General features: G+C 45.6%; 13 protein-coding genes, 1 tRNA gene and 1 pseudogene. 12 read left to right on the forward strand and 3 right to left on the reverse strand.

Features of this window, described 5'->3' with window-relative positions:
* A pseudogene (locus tag HMPREF0240_RS24960) lies at positions 1–163 on the reverse strand (ISNCY family transposase); the annotation flags it as partial.
* Positions 164–345: 182 nt separating this feature from the next.
* Between HMPREF0240_RS24960 and HMPREF0240_RS08555 the strand changes: the two are divergent.
* The 12 genes from HMPREF0240_RS08555 (at position 346) to HMPREF0240_RS08610 (ending at position 15,302) form a co-directional block, all read left to right on the forward strand.
* Positions 346–1,371, forward strand: a complete 1,026-nt coding sequence (locus tag HMPREF0240_RS08555) for an aldo/keto reductase (protein ID WP_009003042.1) — start codon at positions 346–348, stop codon at positions 1,369–1,371.
* A 70-nt stretch (positions 1,372–1,441) separates the two neighbouring features.
* A complete protein-coding gene (locus tag HMPREF0240_RS08560) occupies positions 1,442–2,125 on the forward strand; it encodes a response regulator transcription factor (protein WP_009003043.1) in 684 nt (227 codons plus the stop codon).
* On the forward strand, positions 2,122–3,162 hold the full coding sequence (locus tag HMPREF0240_RS08565) for a HAMP domain-containing sensor histidine kinase (protein WP_009003044.1): 1,041 nt from the start codon (positions 2,122–2,124) through the stop codon (positions 3,160–3,162). Before HMPREF0240_RS08560 ends, HMPREF0240_RS08565 begins: the two co-directional genes overlap by 4 nt.
* A gap of 133 nt (positions 3,163–3,295) precedes the next feature.
* Positions 3,296–3,961: an ABC transporter ATP-binding protein gene (locus HMPREF0240_RS08570; RefSeq protein ID WP_009003045.1), complete on the forward strand. Its 666-nt coding sequence runs from the start codon at positions 3,296–3,298 to the stop codon at positions 3,959–3,961.
* A gap of 13 nt (positions 3,962–3,974) precedes the next feature.
* Positions 3,975–6,602, forward strand: a complete 2,628-nt coding sequence (locus HMPREF0240_RS08575) for an ABC transporter permease (RefSeq protein ID WP_009003046.1) — start codon at positions 3,975–3,977, stop codon at positions 6,600–6,602.
* A 97-nt stretch (positions 6,603–6,699) separates the two neighbouring features.
* Positions 6,700–7,494, forward strand: a complete 795-nt coding sequence (locus HMPREF0240_RS08580; RefSeq protein ID WP_009003047.1) for an SseB family protein — start codon at positions 6,700–6,702, stop codon at positions 7,492–7,494.
* Between the two features lie 427 nt (positions 7,495–7,921).
* Positions 7,922–8,881 carry an AraC family transcriptional regulator gene (locus HMPREF0240_RS08585; protein ID WP_009003048.1) on the forward strand — a complete coding sequence of 320 codons (960 nt, stop codon included), beginning with the start codon at positions 7,922–7,924 and terminating at the stop codon, positions 8,879–8,881.
* 153 nt (positions 8,882–9,034) lie between these two features.
* The gene (locus tag HMPREF0240_RS08590) at positions 9,035–9,625 is read left to right on the forward strand and encodes an MptD family putative ECF transporter S component (RefSeq protein ID WP_035312925.1); all 591 of its coding nucleotides are present in this window, start codon (positions 9,035–9,037) and stop codon (positions 9,623–9,625) included.
* Positions 9,625–10,368 (forward strand): energy-coupling factor transporter transmembrane component T, encoded by a 744-nt coding sequence (locus HMPREF0240_RS08595; protein WP_009003050.1) that lies wholly within the window; start codon positions 9,625–9,627, stop codon positions 10,366–10,368. The genes HMPREF0240_RS08590 and HMPREF0240_RS08595 overlap by 1 nt, the downstream gene beginning before the upstream one ends.
* A complete protein-coding gene (locus HMPREF0240_RS08600; RefSeq protein ID WP_009003051.1) occupies positions 10,365–11,825 on the forward strand; it encodes an energy-coupling factor ABC transporter ATP-binding protein in 1,461 nt (486 codons plus the stop codon). Before HMPREF0240_RS08595 ends, HMPREF0240_RS08600 begins: the two co-directional genes overlap by 4 nt.
* Positions 11,791–13,572 (forward strand): ABC transporter ATP-binding protein, encoded by a 1,782-nt coding sequence (locus tag HMPREF0240_RS08605; RefSeq protein WP_009003052.1) that lies wholly within the window; start codon positions 11,791–11,793, stop codon positions 13,570–13,572. The genes HMPREF0240_RS08600 and HMPREF0240_RS08605 overlap by 35 nt, the downstream gene beginning before the upstream one ends.
* A 2-nt stretch (positions 13,573–13,574) precedes the next feature.
* Entirely contained in the window at positions 13,575–15,302 is a 1,728-nt protein-coding gene (locus HMPREF0240_RS08610) for an ABC transporter ATP-binding protein (RefSeq protein ID WP_035312928.1), read from the forward strand.
* A gap of 253 nt (positions 15,303–15,555) precedes the next feature.
* On the opposite strand, the gene HMPREF0240_RS08620 is transcribed toward HMPREF0240_RS08610, so the two are convergent.
* Both HMPREF0240_RS08620 and HMPREF0240_RS08625 read right to left on the reverse strand, forming a co-directional pair.
* A tRNA-Ser gene (locus HMPREF0240_RS08620) sits at positions 15,556–15,641 on the reverse strand.
* Between the two features lie 176 nt (positions 15,642–15,817).
* The gene (locus HMPREF0240_RS08625; protein WP_035312782.1) at positions 15,818–17,176 is read right to left on the reverse strand and encodes an MATE family efflux transporter; all 1,359 of its coding nucleotides are present in this window, start codon (positions 17,174–17,176) and stop codon (positions 15,818–15,820) included.
* Between the last annotated feature and the right edge of the window lie 241 nt (positions 17,177–17,417).

Raw genomic sequence — 17,417 nt, forward strand, 5'->3', positions numbered from 1 at the left:
TGCCGGTGACAGCGTGGAAATGAGTAATGAAAGACACCGGGACAATTTCATCAAGGTCAATGGTTTGTGAGAGGGTTTCAAGGAACGCATATTTGTCGTTATCAAATTTATTTTGGCAATCGATAAAAATATCTGCCAAAGAAAGCTGTTTGTGTGGTATCATAAAAGCACAACTCCTTTACTGGTGGATATGGTTAATTGTTATTCGACATCTCAATTTTACCATAAACCAGTGAGGAGTTGTTTTATTTTGTAGTAAATAATTTCCCGCATTTATGCGGGGTGTAGAGTTTCGCAATTACCTAATAACATTATGAGAAAGTAAGGAGTGAACAGAGAATGAAGATGAAAGAAATCACGTTAGGTACAACAGGTATAACTGTCCCGCAGAATGCTTTTGGGGCGCTGCCGATTCAGAGAGTGGACATGGAAACTGCTGTGAAGATTCTGAGAAGAGCTTACGAAGGCGGCATGACATTCTTTGATACAGCCCGTGCATACAGCGACAGTGAGGAAAAGATGGGGGACGCTTTTGCTGGAATTCGCGGGAAAATATACATAGCAAGCAAGACAATGGCACATACGCCGGAAGAATTTGTAAAGCAGCTGGATCAGTCTCTGGAACTGCTTCAGACCGATTATATAGATATTTACCAGTTTCACTGTGTGGATGTCTGTTACCGTCCCGGAGATGGTACAGGTATGTATGAATGCATGTTAAAAGCAAAGGAACAGGGGAAAATCCGCCACATCGGTGTAACATCACATAAGATGGACGTGGCGCGGGAATGTATTGAATCAGGGCTTTATGAGACGCTGCAATATCCATTCAGCTATCTGTCCTCCGAAAAAGAGCTGGAACTGGTGGAGATGTGCAGAGAGAGAAATATGGGCTTTATTGCAATGAAAGGGCTGGCAGGCGGTCTGCTTAATAACTCCCGCGCTGCATCTGCCTTTATGTCAGGATTCGATAATGTGCTTCCGATCTGGGGCGTCCAGAGGATGGAAGAGCTGGAGGAGTGGCTCGCATACATGGAAGATGCCCCGGTTCTGGACGAAGAGATGTCTGCATTTATTGAGAAGGAGAAAAAGGAACTGACCGGAAATTTCTGCCGCGGCTGCGGTTACTGCATGCCATGTCCGGCAGGGATTGTGATTAACAATTGTGCCAGAATGTCTTTGATGGTCAGACGTGCGCCATCCTCAGGCTGGCTGAGTGAGGAGTGGCAGGAGAAGATGAAGAAAATTGAGGGATGCCTGCAGTGCGGACAGTGCAGGAAGAAATGTCCCTATGAACTGGACACACCGAATCTTTTGAAAAGGAATTACGAAGATTATAAAAAAATACTGGCGGGCGAAGTGACGGTCTGACAGGAAAGGTTCTGTCGGGCAACAGGGCGGAGGAAAAAAGGAATGCAGTTATTGAAGGAGTAAGGTTAGAATGGATAGAATATTGGTCGTAGAGGATGACAGGATCTTAAACATGACCCTGACATATAATCTGAAGAGTGCCGGCTATGAAGTGGAATCGGTGACGAATGCAGCGGATGCGAAGGCAATAATAGAGAAAAAGAAATATGAACTGGTTGTGCTGGATGTCAACCTGCCGGACGGGAACGGGTACGAGATATGCAGGGCCGTTAAGGCGAAACAGGACGCGGCCATTATATTTGTAACGGCGCAGGATATGGAGAGCGACATGCTCAAAGGCTACGAATGCGGGGCTGACGATTACGTGACAAAGCCATTTTCTGTGGCAGTATTTCAGAAAAAGGTGGCAGCAATCCTGAGCCGCATCGAGAAAAAAAGTGTATCGGATGTGTTCGAGGACGGGTATTTGGCGATTGATTTTGGAGAGAACAGCTGCACGGCGGGACAGGCAGTGGTGGCGCTTACCCCGAAGGAATGGAAGCTTTTGAAAATTTTTGCCAAAAGCAAAAAGCAGGTTCTTACAAGACAGATCCTGCTGGACAGACTGTGGGATATAGACGGCAATTTCGTAGATGACCATACGCTGACAACAACATTGAGTGCACTGAGGAAGAAGATTGAGAATAAAGAACATTCCTATATACAGACTATTTACGGGATGGGATATATGTGGACGGGCGGTGAGGCACGATGAATTATCACAGTCTGTCGCTTCGAAGAATCCTTCGTCACATCAGCTGCGGCGTGATTCTGACTGATGCGGCCATCGTGGCGGCTGTCTATATTTTAACCGGAAACCGTACCGCTGTTATATGCGGTGCAGTAGTGGCAGCGGGCAGTATATGCTGGGGAATACTGCTGACCGTTATCTTTCAGAAGAAGTTATCTTCATTTACAGTGGAGATCTGTTCTACACTGGAGGAAATGATACAGGATAATGTGCAGGAAAAGCCGTACATGGAAGAAGAAACACTTCTGGCAAGGATCGTGCACAGGCTCAGAGAACTATACCGGGTCATGCTGAGGCAGAAAGAACAGAACGCCAGGGCACGGGAGGCGCTGCAGTCTCTTGTATCAGATATTTCCCACCAGACAAGGACACCGGTCACAAATCTGAAGATGATTCAGGAGACGCTGCAGGAGGAAAATCTCACGGATATTGAGAGAAAAGAATTTCTGAAAGCCCAGGAGTCCCAGATTGACAAGCTGGATTTTCTTGTGGAGGCTATGGTGAAAACTTCCCGTTTGGAGACGGGGGTGATTACGCTCGAAAAGAAAACACAGAATCTGTACGATACACTGGCGGAGGCCCTGGCAGGGATTTTTGCAAAGGCAGATCAGAAGCAGATGGATATCCGGGTGAACTGTCCGGAGACATTTATGATAGCCCATGACAGAAAATGGACCACCGAAGCCATTTTCAATATATTGGATAATGCAGTGAAATATACGCCTCCGGGGGGACGGATCGGTGTGTCGGTGGAACGGTGGGAGGCCTATGCCAAGATAGATATTGCAGATACAGGAAAGGGAATCCCGGAGAACCATTATGCCCTGATTTTCCAGCGTTTTTACCGGGAAAAAGAGGTGCATGACGAGGATGGCGTAGGAATCGGACTGTACCTGGCACGGGAGATTATTTCCCTCCAGGGCGGCTATATCAAGGTCAGTTCAAGTTCGGGAGAGGGCACTGTTTTTTCCATTTTTTTGCCCAACGAATGCGTAATATGATAACAGTTTTATGAAAAGTCCCGAATCCGGGACTTTTTCTATGGGAATTTTTAAATCTGCAGATCCAGCCCGGAGGATTCCCGGACAATTGCCGATTATAATAGGATTCAGAAAGTTGAAGGAGGACAGAGAAATGAACATATTACAAGTGACTGAATTAAAAAAATATTATGGGGAGGAGCCAAACATCACAAAGGCACTGGACGGTGTGGATCTTTGTGTAGAAGAGGGCGAATTCGCGGCAATTGTAGGAACAAGCGGAAGTGGAAAATCCACGCTTTTGAATATGATGGGCGGCCTGGATGTGCCGACATCCGGCAGTGTTACAGTGAGAGGAAAAGAGCTTTCCAAAATGAATGATGAACAGCTTACAGTTTTCCGAAGGAGAAATATCGGATTTATTTTTCAAAATTATAATCTCATTCCGATCCTGAATGCCTATGAAAATATCATAATGCCGGTGGAACTGGACGGGAACCGGGTGAACGTCCGCTATGTGGAGGAAGTGGCAGGGCTGCTGAGCCTCACGGACAGACTGGAATATATGCCGGGCAATCTGTCAGGCGGACAGCAGCAGAGGGTGGCGATTGCACGTGCCCTTGTATCAAAGCCGGCCATCGTCCTGGCCGATGAACCGACCGGGAACCTGGACAGCAAAACAAGCGCCGATGTGATCGGGCTGCTGAAAAGAACCTGTTATGAGCTGAACCAGACGATTGTCATGATTACCCACAATGACCAGATTGCCCAGATGGCGGACAGGATCATACGGATCGAAGACGGCAGAATCACAGCATAGGAGGGCTTGAAAGATGGTATTACCTTTTGAAAATGATAATCTGAAAATTGTAAAGACGCTGGCGAAGAGAAGCTTTCTGGCAAGCCGATTCCGCAATCTGGTGGCAGTACTGGCCATTGCGCTTACGGCGGTTCTGTTTACAACGGTGACTACGATCGGTATGGGGACAATGGAATCCATGCAGATGACACAGCAGATTATGAAAATGAGCAAATCCGATGCAGATATCCGGAATCTGACAAGAGAACAGTATGAGGACTTCAAAGAAAGTGGTATTGCCAGCGAATCAGGACTGCGGATGCCCATCAGTTTTCTGACGAATACAGTGCGGCATTCAATTGAACTGGATCTTGCGGATTCTGTACAGCGTGAGCTGACTTTCTGTCAGCCAAGCCATGGAAAAGAGCCTGTGAAAGCCAATGAAATTGTGGCATCTGATAAAGCGCTGGAGGAGCTTGGCGCATCGCCGGAAGTGGGAGCAGAGGTGACGATAGAGTTTACTGCACACGGAAGGGATTATCAGCTTCCGATGATCGTATCGGGATGGTATGAAAGTTCACACGATGAGTTAAGCGTAATGACTGTATCAGAGGCATTTCAGGAAGAGTATCCGGAAATTTTTGAGTATACTTACCGGGAAGATGCAGAACTGGCAGGAACATACTGGGCCGATTTTATGATGGCAGATAAAACAGATATGGAAGGGCAGCTGGATGAGTTGGTGGAATCCCTGGGCGGTTCCAGAGAAATAGATGCGCCGAACAGCATCCCGGCGATTGTAAACCAGGAGACAAATCCGGGGATGGATGGTAAAATGCTGGCGGCATTTGCAGTATTAGTGATTCTTTTTATCTTCTGCGGTTATCTGCTGATCTATAACGTATTTGATATAGCAGTGATGCAGGAAGTGAGGCGCTACGGGCTGTACAGGACGATTGGAATGTCCAAAAAGCAGGTGAAACAACTGATTAACAGACAGGCGGTGTGGGTGTCCTGCATGGGAATTCCTCTGGGCCTGCTGACAGGATTTTTCGCGGGGAAAATGACGCTGCCGAAAATTATGGATATTCTGTCGACGGAATATAAGAATATTGAGATTTCCGTCTCCCCGAATCCGGTTATCTTTATTGCCGCGGCAGTTCTGACAGCGCTGACCGTATTCATCAGCACAAGAAAACCGGCCAGAGTGGCATCTGATATTTCCCCGATGGAGGCATTTCGGTATGTGGAGGAGAAACGGAAAAAGCGGAAGCATGGAAAAATGAAAAGACGTTCCAGGGGAGTTCATCTGGGACAGATGGCACTTGCCAACCTTGGAAGAAATAAAAGACGTTCGGCATTTATCATAGTCTCTCTGATGCTCAGTGTGGTTATGCTGAATGCGGTGGGCACTGCAGCCGGAAGTGTTGACGTGGAGCGCCAGGTGAACGAAATGGTGCGCACAGATTTCGAAATTGCCCATGTGGATACAGGCAGCAATTTGAAAGGTTATATAAAACGTGATCAGGGTGTTCCTATAGAGGCCGTAGAAGCTATACAGAGAATGCCCGGTGTTACAGGGGGGAGTGTCGTGTATAAAAATACCCTGGAGGACCTGCAGGTTACCTTTGATTACGGAATGAAGATCTCAGATATTGAGGTGTATGATGAGCAGGGAATCGCGCAGAAAGCCGGTGAGGATCCGGACGGACGCCTTGTCTCGGTGGGGGAGGATGACTACCCGATGTGTAATGTATATGGAATGGATAAGGCCGGGCTTGCCCATCTTCAGATTGCAGAAGGCGAGAAGGACTTTGAAAAGCTCTATGAAAAGCTGATGGAAGGCAGCAGCGTGATCCTGGGAATGCAGGCTGACAGAAAAACAAAGGTTTTGGATGAGTACTATAATTACCTGAATGTGGGGGATACCATAACAGCCCGTGTAAACGGGGAAGAAGTTAAGACTTATACAGTCATCGCAAAAGCGGCGCTTACAAGCGATGATGAAGGATTCGGATTCAGTGTGAGCAGTTCCATCCATGTGGGAATCGATGCACCGTACCTCTATTTACCGCAGGAGCAGGTGAAAGAGCTCTATCAGGATCCTGCAATGATGAAATATACTTTCGATGTGGAAGACGGAAACAAAGAAGAGATGCGGGAATTCCTGGACTCGTATATCCAGGAGAATCCATCCATGACTGTTTTGTCAGCGGATAAGGCCAGGGCAAGTGCAGAATCATCCAGGACTATGATTTATGTGGTGGGCGGAATCATTGCCTTTATCTTCGGAATCACAGGTATTCTGAATCTGATCAACATGATGAGTACCAGTATTCTGGCAAGGCGCAGAGAATTTGCCACCATGCAGAGCATCGGAATGACGAAAAAACAGCTTCGTAATCTGCTTATGCTGGAAGGCAGCATGTATGCAGCCGGAGCCGCAGTATTTGGGATCCTGCTGTCGGCAGTCGTAGACCAGACACTGGTAAAAAGTATTCTGTCCAGTCCGTCACTGTGGTCCTTCACTTACCGAATGACTATTGTACCGGCGGTAATCCTCAGTGTCGTGCTGATTGTAATATCCGTACTAATACCGCGGATTGCCATGCGAATGTTCTATAAAGGAAGTGTAGTAGAGCAGCTTAGGATGGCGGAGTAGGCGGGCCTCTCAGGCGGACATCCCCCTCATACTTTTTGATTGCCTTGAGGGGAGTGGTGTAGTATAATTTTAGAAAACGAATGAATCGAGGTCTGACATGGAAAACGAATTTCAAATACAAGTTAAGAAACTGCAGAGGCTGGAAACTACATATGTGATTTTTGGACAGGGTACAAAGATGCCTTATCTGATCTGCGATGAGGAGTCTTTTAATGATCAGATCTGGGTGTTTTCTACTGAGGAGGGGGCCAAGGACTTTGCTCAAAAGCGCAAGGATGAGAATAAGGACTTTATGATGGTAGTGAAACTGGTAAATAAACAGCTTCTGGGATTCTATAGCAGCCTGTATCTTCTGGGCGTGAATGAAGTGGTGTATACGGAGGAGGCTCAGGTATCTAAGATTCCGCTGGAACAGCTGGTGGTACAGAAAGATTATTCCAAGCTTCCCAAGAATAAGCAGCCGCTTTTGAATCCGCAGATGCAGCTGACCGGACTTTATTTTATGCAGGAGGTCCACAGGAGTATCCCCAATAATGAAAAACCGAAACTCCGTGAGCTGGAGGAAGAGATGGCGGTGAACCTGGTGAGGTCCAGATTTTTAATCGGCGTAGAGGTAGAGGGAGAAGAGAGACTGCCTGATGGTTCTAATATCAAGATTCCATGTGTGAAAAATCAGGAGGGTAAGATGTTCCAGCCGATTTTCACGGATTATAACGAGTTTGTAAAGTTCAATGCACAGGGAAAATTCCAGGCGAATATGATCGAATTTGCGAATATTGAAAAGATTCTGGGCAAGAATGTGGAAGGAATTGTGATTAATCCGCAGAGCATGAATATTGTAATATTAAAGAGTAAGATTCCCGGTCTGCTGGGACAGTTTGTGAAAGGGTAATTAAAGTCCTTCTATACATGCAGAACATAGCTATAATACTATCAGCCAATTACTTACATTTCAATTTATAAGTCTTAGAGTTTACTTTAGAGGTCCTTAAGGAAAAGACATAGAATACGGTGACCTGCCATTTTCTATATTTTTTCCTTTAGGGCCTCTTGCTAAACTGAGCGAATTTTTAAAATGAGATATATGCTCCCAGCAAGGGGCAGGCTTCCTAGCTTATAAGTGTCACAGTTCGTCGAAATGTAGAGTGATAAAAATTATCATTTGCCGTGCTTGCCTTATTGGAAAATTATAGATAAACTGTAACTGTTCAGTGGGCTGAACAGTTACAGTAATATATATCAGTTATAATTACATTCATTATGTGTATAAAAACGGCTTGAAATAAAGAAAAGCCGGACCCGTGGAAAGGGGTGGTCTTGTGGTAGCAAGTGAAAGGGAAAAAGAGTATTATGGCAAGCAGGTCATTGTTGCATCCAGGGAAGACGACTGCAGCATATTTCGCCTGGAAGATTCGACAGGATGCGCCATTCTTACAAGATACGAGGTGTTTCCCGGCATCACATTAGTCTACAATGATGTCCATATGCAGGAAATATCAGTTGAAGAAACAGGGAAGTTTCATCAGATATTTGAAATCAATCATTGCAGGGAGGGAAGGATTGAATTTGAAACAATAAAAGGCGAATACATATATGTCAAGAAAGGCGATATGGCAATTAATACAAAGGCCGGTTTGAAAAATTATTCGTATTTTCCGATCTGTCATTATCACGGAGTGACAATTGAAATAGATCTTTCTGCTGCGCAGGAATGTTTGCCAGAGATCATGAAGGATATTAAAATCAGGCTATCTGACATTAAGGACAGATTCTGCACAAAAGACCAATGTTTTGTGTTCAGGGAAAAGGAGCAGTTCGAACATCTTTTTTCTGAACTTTATTGTGTGCCGGAGAAAATCCGCAGAGAATATTATAAAATAAAAATCATAGAGATTCTGCTGTTTCTCTCGGTTGTTGATGCCGAACATGAGTGCATACAAAATAAGTATTATAACAAGAACCAGGTGGCTGTGACGAAAGAAATACGTAATTATATGGTCACGCATCTGGATGAAAAAATTACGATTGATGAGTTATCGCAGCGGTATCATATATCTGCAACCAATTTGAAAAAGCATTTTCGGGAAGTGTATGGAAACAGCGTTTACGCTTATCTGAAAGAATACCGGATGCATTCGGCCGCGGAATTATTACGGAATACGGATATGGAAATCTCCAAAATTGCCGGAATGACAGGGTATGATAATGCAAGTAAATTTGCGCAAAGTTTTAAAAGTATCATTGGAATTAATCCAAATGAATATCGAAAAGGTGTCTGAATGGAGCATTGGCTGCTTTTTGGAGTAGAAAGAGAGGGGAAACTGCACTATAATGATACCTGTGTTTGGCGGGTGCATCATATAAGACCCGCTTTATATTTTACATATAGGTTAGTTAGAACTAACAAAAAGGAAGGAGAATGAAATATGAGTATGGAAAAAAGCGGCAGTATGAAATTACAGGGCAGGGACTTAATGAATATAGGTATTTTTGCTGCAATTTATTTTGTGATTGTATTTGCAATTGCAATGATGGGGTATATACCGGTTATGTTGCCTCTGCTGTGTGTAATTGTCCCGGTGATAGGCGGAATTCCGTTTATGCTGTTTTTGACGAAGGTTAAGAAGTTTGGAATGATCTGGATTATGAGTATCATTATGGGGATTATGATGCTTCTTACCGGTATGGCACATTATGCACTGATTGTTGGCCTGTTTACTGGCTTGATTGCGGAGTTTGTCTATAAAAGCGGCAATTATAAAAGCCAGTCCAAGGCAGTTCTTACCAGCGGGATATTCAGTATGTGGGTATGGGGAAACTTTCTGCCATTGTTCATCGACCGGCAGAATTACTGGTCAAGCAGACAGAGCTTTGGCGAGGAATACATCACAACCCTGAACAGCCTGATGCCGTCCTGGTTATGCCCGATTCTACTGATTGTGGCATTTGCATCTGGTATTGCAGGCGGATTGCTTGGGAAAGCGCTTTTGAAAAAGCACTTCAGGAAAGCGGGAATTGCCTGATGAAGACGGAAATAGTAAGCAGCACGAAGGATAGAAAAGGAATCGGTCTGGATCCAAGAACAAAGATTTTATTACTGCTTATGATTGCCGTATTTGTGCTGGGGGGAGCCGGGGGCAGTGCACTTGTATGGGCGAGAGTTTTGCTTGCATGTGTACCGGTCGGGCTGCTATTTGCCAGCGGAAGAGTAAGAACGTGCGTAATATTTGTATCTGTGTTCGGGGCAGGGTGTTTCCTTCAGTATTTTTTATTGAATAAACTGAATGGTTTTTTAAATTTTATTGTGCTTGCTTCGGCTGGAATGCTGACCCAGTTTCTGCCGGGGCTTGTAATGGGATATTATGCGGTATCAACGACCACGGTCAGCGAATTTGTGGCCGCAATGGAAAGAATGCACGTTCCGGACCAGGTTACCATACCGCTGTCCGTTATGTTCCGGTTTTTCCCCACAGTAGGGGAGGAGGCCGGTAATATCCGGGATGCCATGTCAATGAGGGGAATTTTTTTTAGCGGAAAGCATCCGGGAAAAACGCTGGAATATTGTCTGATACCACTAATGACCTGTTCTGTTAAGATAGGGGAAGAATTATCTGCGGCAGCGCTTACCAGAGGACTTGGAGCACCCGTGAAAAGAACCAATATCTGTAAAATAGGCTTTGGCGTATGGGACATATCATTTTTTGTGATTTGTGCGGTTATTTTGGCATATTGGATTGTGACGATGGGAGGGAATGTGCAGATATGATTGAGCTGAGAAATGTATCCTTTCAATATGGAGAGGAGGACAGCGCAGAAAACAGGGGCGCGCTTTGCAATATCAGCCTTACTATACCAAGAGGCCAGACGGTACTGCTGTGCGGGGAATCGGGATGCGGCAAGACTACTATTACAAGGCTGATAAACGGGCTGGTACCGCATTTTTATGATGGAAAACTGACCGGTGAGGTCAGGATCAACGGGCAGGAAATAAAGGATCAGCCTCTCTATGATACGGCAGAAAATGTGGGGACCGTGTTTCAGAATCCGCGTTCTCAGTTCTTTAATGTAGATACCAGGAGTGAGCTGGCGTTCAGCCTCGAAAACCGTGGAATGAAAGCAGCAGATATTATAGAAAGAGTCCATGATACGGTGGAGGAATATCAGATGGAATATCTGATGAACCGGAGCATCTTTGAACTGTCCGGCGGTGAAAAACAGAAAATAGCGTGCGGCTGTGTTTCTGCCGGTTCACCGGATATTTTTGTCCTGGATGAGCCGTCCGCGAATCTGGATATGAAGTCTATTGCACAGCTTCGCACAATGATAGAAAAATGGAAGCGCCAGGGAAAGACAATCGTCATTGCAGAGCACCGGCTGTTCTACATATGGGAACTGATTGACAGGGCAGTTTACCTGAAAAACGGGAAGATAGAAAAAGACATGAAACCAGACGTTTTCCGCCGGCTTACAGAAAATCAGCTTCATGATATGGGGCTTCGTGCAAGCACAGAGACAAAGCATAATATAAATCATGCGGCTTTTTTGAAATCTGGGGAACCACTTGTATTTAAGGAGTTTGTCTATGGATATAAGAAAAAAGAAAATGTACTGGATATCAGAGAAATGTTGGTTCCGGAAAAAGAAATAACGGCGCTGACCGGCAATAACGGTATTGGAAAAACAACCTTTTTAAGGTGCGTCTGTGGCTTGGAAAAGAAGTGCAAAGGTACCATGGAATATGAAGGGAAGGTCTATAAAAGAAAGAAGCGCCTGGAGGAGATGTTTCTTGTGATGCAGGATGTGAATCACCAGCTCTTTACGGAAAGTGTGCTGGAGGAAGTGCTGATCAGCATGAAGACAGAAGATCAGGAGAAGGCAGAGAAGATTCTGTATGATCTGGATCTTTTGGAATATAAAGACAGACATCCTATTTCACTGTCCGGGGGGCAGAAGCAGAGAGTCGCAGTGGCAACCGCAATTGCTTCAGAGAGAAAGATTCTGTTGTTTGATGAACCCACCAGCGGTCTTGATTACCATCATATGCTGCAGGTAGCCGGGGTGCTGAAACGCCTTAAAAATATGGGGAAAACCATTCTTGTAGTTACCCATGACTGGGAATTCATCCAGGCGATTGATGCACACATAATGAAACTGGATGAACAGACAGCAGAAAGGAGAGTAGAAATCAATGAAAGCGAGAAGTTCCATGCAGCAATTGTTTGAGTATGCGGGAAAATACAAATATCTGACGATCAGTTCCTGGGTATTGTCAGCGCTCAGTGCCTTAGCCGCACTGATTCCATTTTATTATATTTGGAAGATTATACAGGAAGTATTAAGAGTATCACCCGATTTTTCTAAGGCAGAGGGGGTATCACATTACGGATGGATGGCAGTATTGTCTGCAACAGTTTCCATGCTGATTTATATTGGGGCACTGATGTGTTCCCATATTGCGGCATTTCATGTGCAGACAAAGATACGGATCACAGCGATGGAACATATTCTGACACTGCCGCTGGGATTTTTGGACAGTGAAGGAACCGGAAGGATTCGCAAGATCGTCAATGAATCCAGTGAGGCGACAGAAACCTATCTGGCACATCAGCTGCCGGACCGGGCGGGAGCACTGGCGACTCCGTTCGGGCTTTTGGTACTGCTTCTGGTTTTTGACTGGAGGCTGGGGCTTCTGAGCCTGATTCCGGTGATTCTGGCATTTTTGATCATGGGAATGATGACCGGAAACAAGATGAAAAAAAAGATGGAGGAATATCAGAATTCATTAGGGGAAATGTCCAATGAGGCCGTGGAATATGTAAGAGGTATCCCGGTTGTAAAGACTTTTGGACAGTCCGTATTCTCCTTTAAGCGTTTCAAGGCCTCCATTGATAATTATGAAAAATGGGTCATCTCCTATACAAAGGATCTGCGGATACCAATGGTATGCTACACGACAATCATCAATGCAGTCTTTGCCGTACTTATTGGCGCGGCATTTGCTTTTGGCGGCAATGGGGCGGACTCTGCATTTTTACTGAATTTAATGTTTTATATCATCATAACTCCAATCATTACGGTTACCTTGAATAAAATCATGTTTTCCAGTGAAGAGGCCATGATTGTGGAGGATGCCCTGAAAAGAATCAACAGCATTATGGAGCGGAAACCTTTCAGTGTAAGCAGCCGGCCGCAGGAACCGGCGGATTCATCCATTACTTTTAAAAATGTATCATTTTGTTATGAGAATGCCGCAAAGGATGCAGTCCATAATGTAAATCTGGATATCAAGGCCGGTGAGCATGTTGCGTTTGTCGGCCCTTCAGGCGGAGGAAAGACCACACTGGCAAGCCTGGCGGCGAGGTTCTTTGATGTAACAGAGGGGGAGATTACCATTGGGGGAGTTAATGTGAAGGATATCTCCGCCACAAAGCTGATGGATACCGTCTCCTTTGTATTTCAGGACAGTAAGCTCCTTAAAATGTCTATTTTAGAAAATGTGCGGATGGGAAGGCCTGATGCGGACAGGGAGGAAGTTGCACAGGCACTTAAAGATGCACAGTGCTGGGATATTATCGAAAAACTTCCCCAGGGTATGGATACGGTAATCGGTTCAAAAGGCACTTATGTATCGGGCGGTGAAGCCCAGAGAATCTCCATAGCCAGGGCAATGCTGAAAAATGCGCCGATACTGATTCTGGACGAAGCAACTGCCTTTGCCGATCCGGATAATGAATCAAAGGTACAGACTGCCTTTGCGAGACTTTCCGGCAACAAGACGGTCATTATGATTGCCCATAGATTATCAACGATAACGGGGGTCGATACCATTTATGTCTTAAAAGACGGATGTATAGAAGAAGCAGGAAATCATGAACAGCTCCTTGAAAATAAAAAGAGCTATGCACATATGTGGAGTGCATATAACGAGTCTGTTAACTGGAAGATTGGAAAGGAGGCGGTGAAAGCATGAGCATAAAGGAAAAATTGCAGCATAAATACGCGCTCTCTGAACAGGGCGCAAAAGACATGATAAAAGCATTTGTTTCAGTCACCTGTTCTGACCTTGCGTTAATGTTTCCTGTGGGACTTTTATACTCTCTGGTGAAGGATTATATGACTGGAGGAATGGAAGGAAGAATGACATTTTATCTCGCCGGCAGCGTGATATGCCTTCTTCTCATAGCAGCGACTACTTATATACAATATAATACAACCTATTTTGCCACGTATAAAGAAAGCGGAATCAGACGAACAGCCCTGGCAGAAAAACTGCGGAAACTGCCGTTATCTTTCTTTGGAAAAAAGGATTTGTCTGACCTAACCAGCACAATTATGGCAGACTGTGCCAAAATAGAGACTGCGTCTTCACATTGGATTCCGGCACTGGTTGGGTCCATTATCTCAACAGTCATGATTGCAGTCAGCCTGTTCTTCTTTGACTGGCGCATGGCATTGGCAGCGCTCTGGGTGCTCCCGGTATCCTTTGGGATTGTTCTGGCCTCCTCTAAGGTACAGCATAAGCTGGGAAGCCGGCACAATAAATTAAAGATGGAGTGTGCGGATGGAATTCAGGAATGTCTGGAGACGGTAAGAGATCTGAAAGCTAACAATGCACAGGAAACCTATATGCGCGGATTGACCAAAAAAATCGTTGCCATTGAAAAACATGCGATTGTAAATGAACTTGCAACTGCGGTATTTGTATCTTCCGCGCAGATGATACTGAAGCTCGGGATCGCGACTGCTGCGCTTGTAGGCAGTGCGCTTTTGATAGACAAAAGCCTTGATGTGCTGACCTTTTTTATGTTTCTTCTATTAGTGTCCAGATTATATGATCCGATGCAGATGTCACTGCAAAATCTTGCGGCTATCATATCAACGGATGTCCAGTGCAGGCGCATGGATGAAATTCTCTCAAGTGAAGCACAGACCGGTGAAGAAGAATTGGCAAATCAGGGGTGCGATATTGTATTTGAACATGTGAAATTTGCTTACAACAAAAATGAACTTGTCCTTCGGGATGTCTCTTTTACTGCCAGACAGGGGGAAGTTACAGCTTTGATCGGACCCTCCGGGGGCGGAAAGACAACGATTTCCAGACTGGCCGCCAGATTCTGGGATATCAACAGCGGAAAAATTACAGTTGGGGGGATGGAGGTAGGTAAGATTGACCCGGAAACACTGATGTCTTTGTATGCCATTGTTTTTCAGGAGGTCACATTATTCAATAACACGATTATGGAAAATATACGGATCGGCAGAAAAGATGCCAGCGACGAGGAAGTGATCCGCGCTGCAAAGCTTGCGAATTGCGATGAGTTTGTGGAGAAGCTGCCGGACGGCTGGAATACTGTGATTGGTGAAAATGGTTCCGAATTATCGGGCGGGGAGCGGCAGAGGCTGTCCATAGCAAGGGCATTTTTGAAGAATGCGCCAATTATTTTGCTGGATGAGGCAACCGCGTCGCTTGATGTGGACAATGAAACACTGATTCAGGAGTCCCTGTCAGAACTGATCAGAAATAAAACGGTCTTGATTATTGCGCACAGGATGCGTACCGTTGCGAATGCAGATAAAATTGTTGTGTTAAAAGATGGTGTCGTGGCAGAATGCGGAAGCCCGGCAGAACTGAAACAGAGGGCGGGGCTCTATTGCCACATGATGGAAACACAGAAAAAGGCTGAGAAATGGAAATTCTAAGGGAATGAAACTACAAGTACCGGGGCTGTGCGGCAGCACACAGCACCGGTACTTTTAATTGTTTGTGTTTTTTTATATTTACAAGTGTGATGCTGTCCTCTTTTATTGTCAGCGCATACAAAAATAAAACAATGATTCTCAGGTTTTCCTATCCAATTAAACGGCAGAAAATACTGGCTTCCCAGATGCTTGCCGTGTGCATTTTTATCTGTATGCAGTGCAGAGAAAAAAGACTTGTTATGAAATAAGAAAACGCAGCAGGAGGGATTTGAACCCCCGGAGCGTTGCCGCTCTTCTGCTTTCGAGGCAGATGCCATCAGCCAACTCGACCACTGCTGCGTATGGGGTGCGTTATTGATCTGACGCACCTTTGATATTGTAACAAATTTCGTCAGGAAACTCCAGTATTTTTTGAAGGAAATATGTCTTTTTTTAATCATTTTTTTCAAATGTCTGTCTGCACACGTTCACGATATCTCATCCTGGGAGTACACGGGGGCCAGGCGCCCCATGTATCATCTTTCTGGTATACTCCCCCTTTTCTGGAGTCTGGGATACCCCCATTTATAGAACCAGAAGCACAGAATAATCTGGATCACGGTGGAACAGGGCGTTGCCAGTGCAATGTGGAACAAGGATACATCAGCCGCCCGGCTCGCCAGCCAGGATACTGGTATCCGCACACCGAAAGCCCCGATAAGCCCCTGAATCATAACAAAAGTGGTGCAGCCGCAGCCATTAAAATACCCGATGAAGCAGAAAAGGAAGGAAACGAGCAGTGTGTCAATAGCATATCCCTTCAGGTATTCTGCGGAGGCCAGGATAACTGCGCTGTCCTTCGCAAATATCCGTGACAGGGCATCTCCATGGAAGAACGCAAAATAGCTCATGATCAGTCCGAGGAGAAAGGAGGTAAGCATCCCGTAATACATCCCCTTTTTGGCTCTCTGCGGCTGACCTGCACCAATGTTCTGTGCAACATATGCGGACATGGACTGCGTATATGAAGAAGGAACCAGCAGAATGAAGCCGCAGAGTTTTTCTGCTACACCAACACCAGCCGATGCAATAACACCAAGCTGATTAACGATGGCCGTGATTGCCAGAAACGAGATGCTGACAAGCAGATCCTGCAGTGCACAGGGGGCGCCCATTTTACAGATCCTGAGGATTACCTTTTTCTGAAAGCGGATCTGTTTTCTGGAAAACGGAAAAATCAATCCACGTTTTCTAATAATAATAAGCGACAACAGTACGCTGATTGCCTGTGCCGCGACTGTGGCAGCAGCCGCTCCGGCAGCGCCCATATGCAGTACCGCGACAAAGAGCACGTCCAGTACAATATTCGTGACGCAGGCAATTGTCACGGCCAGAAGCGGTGTGCGGGCATCCCCCATCCCGCGGAAGATACTTCCCAGAGTGTTATATGCCGCGATAAACAAGATTCCTCCAGAGCAGACACGGACATACTGAACGGTAAAGTCATAAGCCTCCGGAGGTGCCTGCAAAAGACGTACCAATAACGGTGCAGCCAGCAGCATGACCGCGGTCAGGATTACGGAAAATGCAGCGAAAAGGCAGATTCCGGCCCCTACGGTATTGCCGATTTCATGTTCCTTATGCTGTCCGAACTGCTGTCCTATAATAATCGTCACTCCCATGGAAAGCCCGGTTATAACTACGGTCAGCGTATAAAGAATCTGGCTTCCGGTGGCCACGGCAGATACTGCGGCGGGCGAGGCGAACTGTCCGACAACAAGCAGGTCCACGGCCCCATACAATGTCTGTAGTATCAATGCCGCCATAATGGGCAGCGTAAATTTCATCAGGGGTCCAAGTATCTTCCCCTGTGTCAGATCTGAAGTGTTTTTCATCTCATTCATCCCCTTTAAACTTTAGTAATGTAATATTTTATTCCCGCGGGTAACGAGCCAAAGTCAAGTCTGATTGACCTTGAAGACTGCTGCGAGGGTCAGATTCCCTACAGTCTGCTGTACTGCAAATTTGATGCCTCGCAGCTGATTGCGGGGGCTTTGACTTAACAGGTTAAATTACAGAATTTTCCTGATAAATAAAAAAGGATAAGAAAGCAGACATTTCAGCCTGCCATCTTAT

The sequence above is a fragment of the Clostridium sp. D5 genome (assembly GCF_000190355.1).
Classification (GTDB): domain Bacteria; phylum Bacillota; class Clostridia; order Lachnospirales; family Lachnospiraceae; genus Faecalicatena; species Faecalicatena fissicatena_A.

Coding starts and splice junctions, on each gene's coding strand:
- HMPREF0240_RS08565 (WP_009003044.1), top strand. CDS start 2,122: ATGAATTATCACAGTCTGTCGCTTCGAAGAATCCTTCGTCACATCAGC.
- HMPREF0240_RS08580 (WP_009003047.1), top strand. CDS start 6,700: ATGGAAAACGAATTTCAAATACAAGTTAAGAAACTGCAGAGGCTGGAA.
- HMPREF0240_RS08625 (WP_035312782.1), bottom strand. CDS start 17,176: ATGAAAAACACTTCAGATCTGACACAGGGGAAGATACTTGGACCCCTG.
- HMPREF0240_RS08560 (WP_009003043.1), top strand. CDS start 1,442: ATGGATAGAATATTGGTCGTAGAGGATGACAGGATCTTAAACATGACC.
- HMPREF0240_RS08575 (WP_009003046.1), top strand. CDS start 3,975: ATGGTATTACCTTTTGAAAATGATAATCTGAAAATTGTAAAGACGCTG.
- HMPREF0240_RS08605 (WP_009003052.1), top strand. CDS start 11,791: ATGAAAGCGAGAAGTTCCATGCAGCAATTGTTTGAGTATGCGGGAAAA.
- HMPREF0240_RS08600 (WP_009003051.1), top strand. CDS start 10,365: ATGATTGAGCTGAGAAATGTATCCTTTCAATATGGAGAGGAGGACAGC.
- HMPREF0240_RS08595 (WP_009003050.1), top strand. CDS start 9,625: ATGAAGACGGAAATAGTAAGCAGCACGAAGGATAGAAAAGGAATCGGT.
- HMPREF0240_RS08555 (WP_009003042.1), top strand. CDS start 346: ATGAAAGAAATCACGTTAGGTACAACAGGTATAACTGTCCCGCAGAAT.
- HMPREF0240_RS08590 (WP_035312925.1), top strand. CDS start 9,035: ATGGAAAAAAGCGGCAGTATGAAATTACAGGGCAGGGACTTAATGAAT.
- HMPREF0240_RS08570 (WP_009003045.1), top strand. CDS start 3,296: ATGAACATATTACAAGTGACTGAATTAAAAAAATATTATGGGGAGGAG.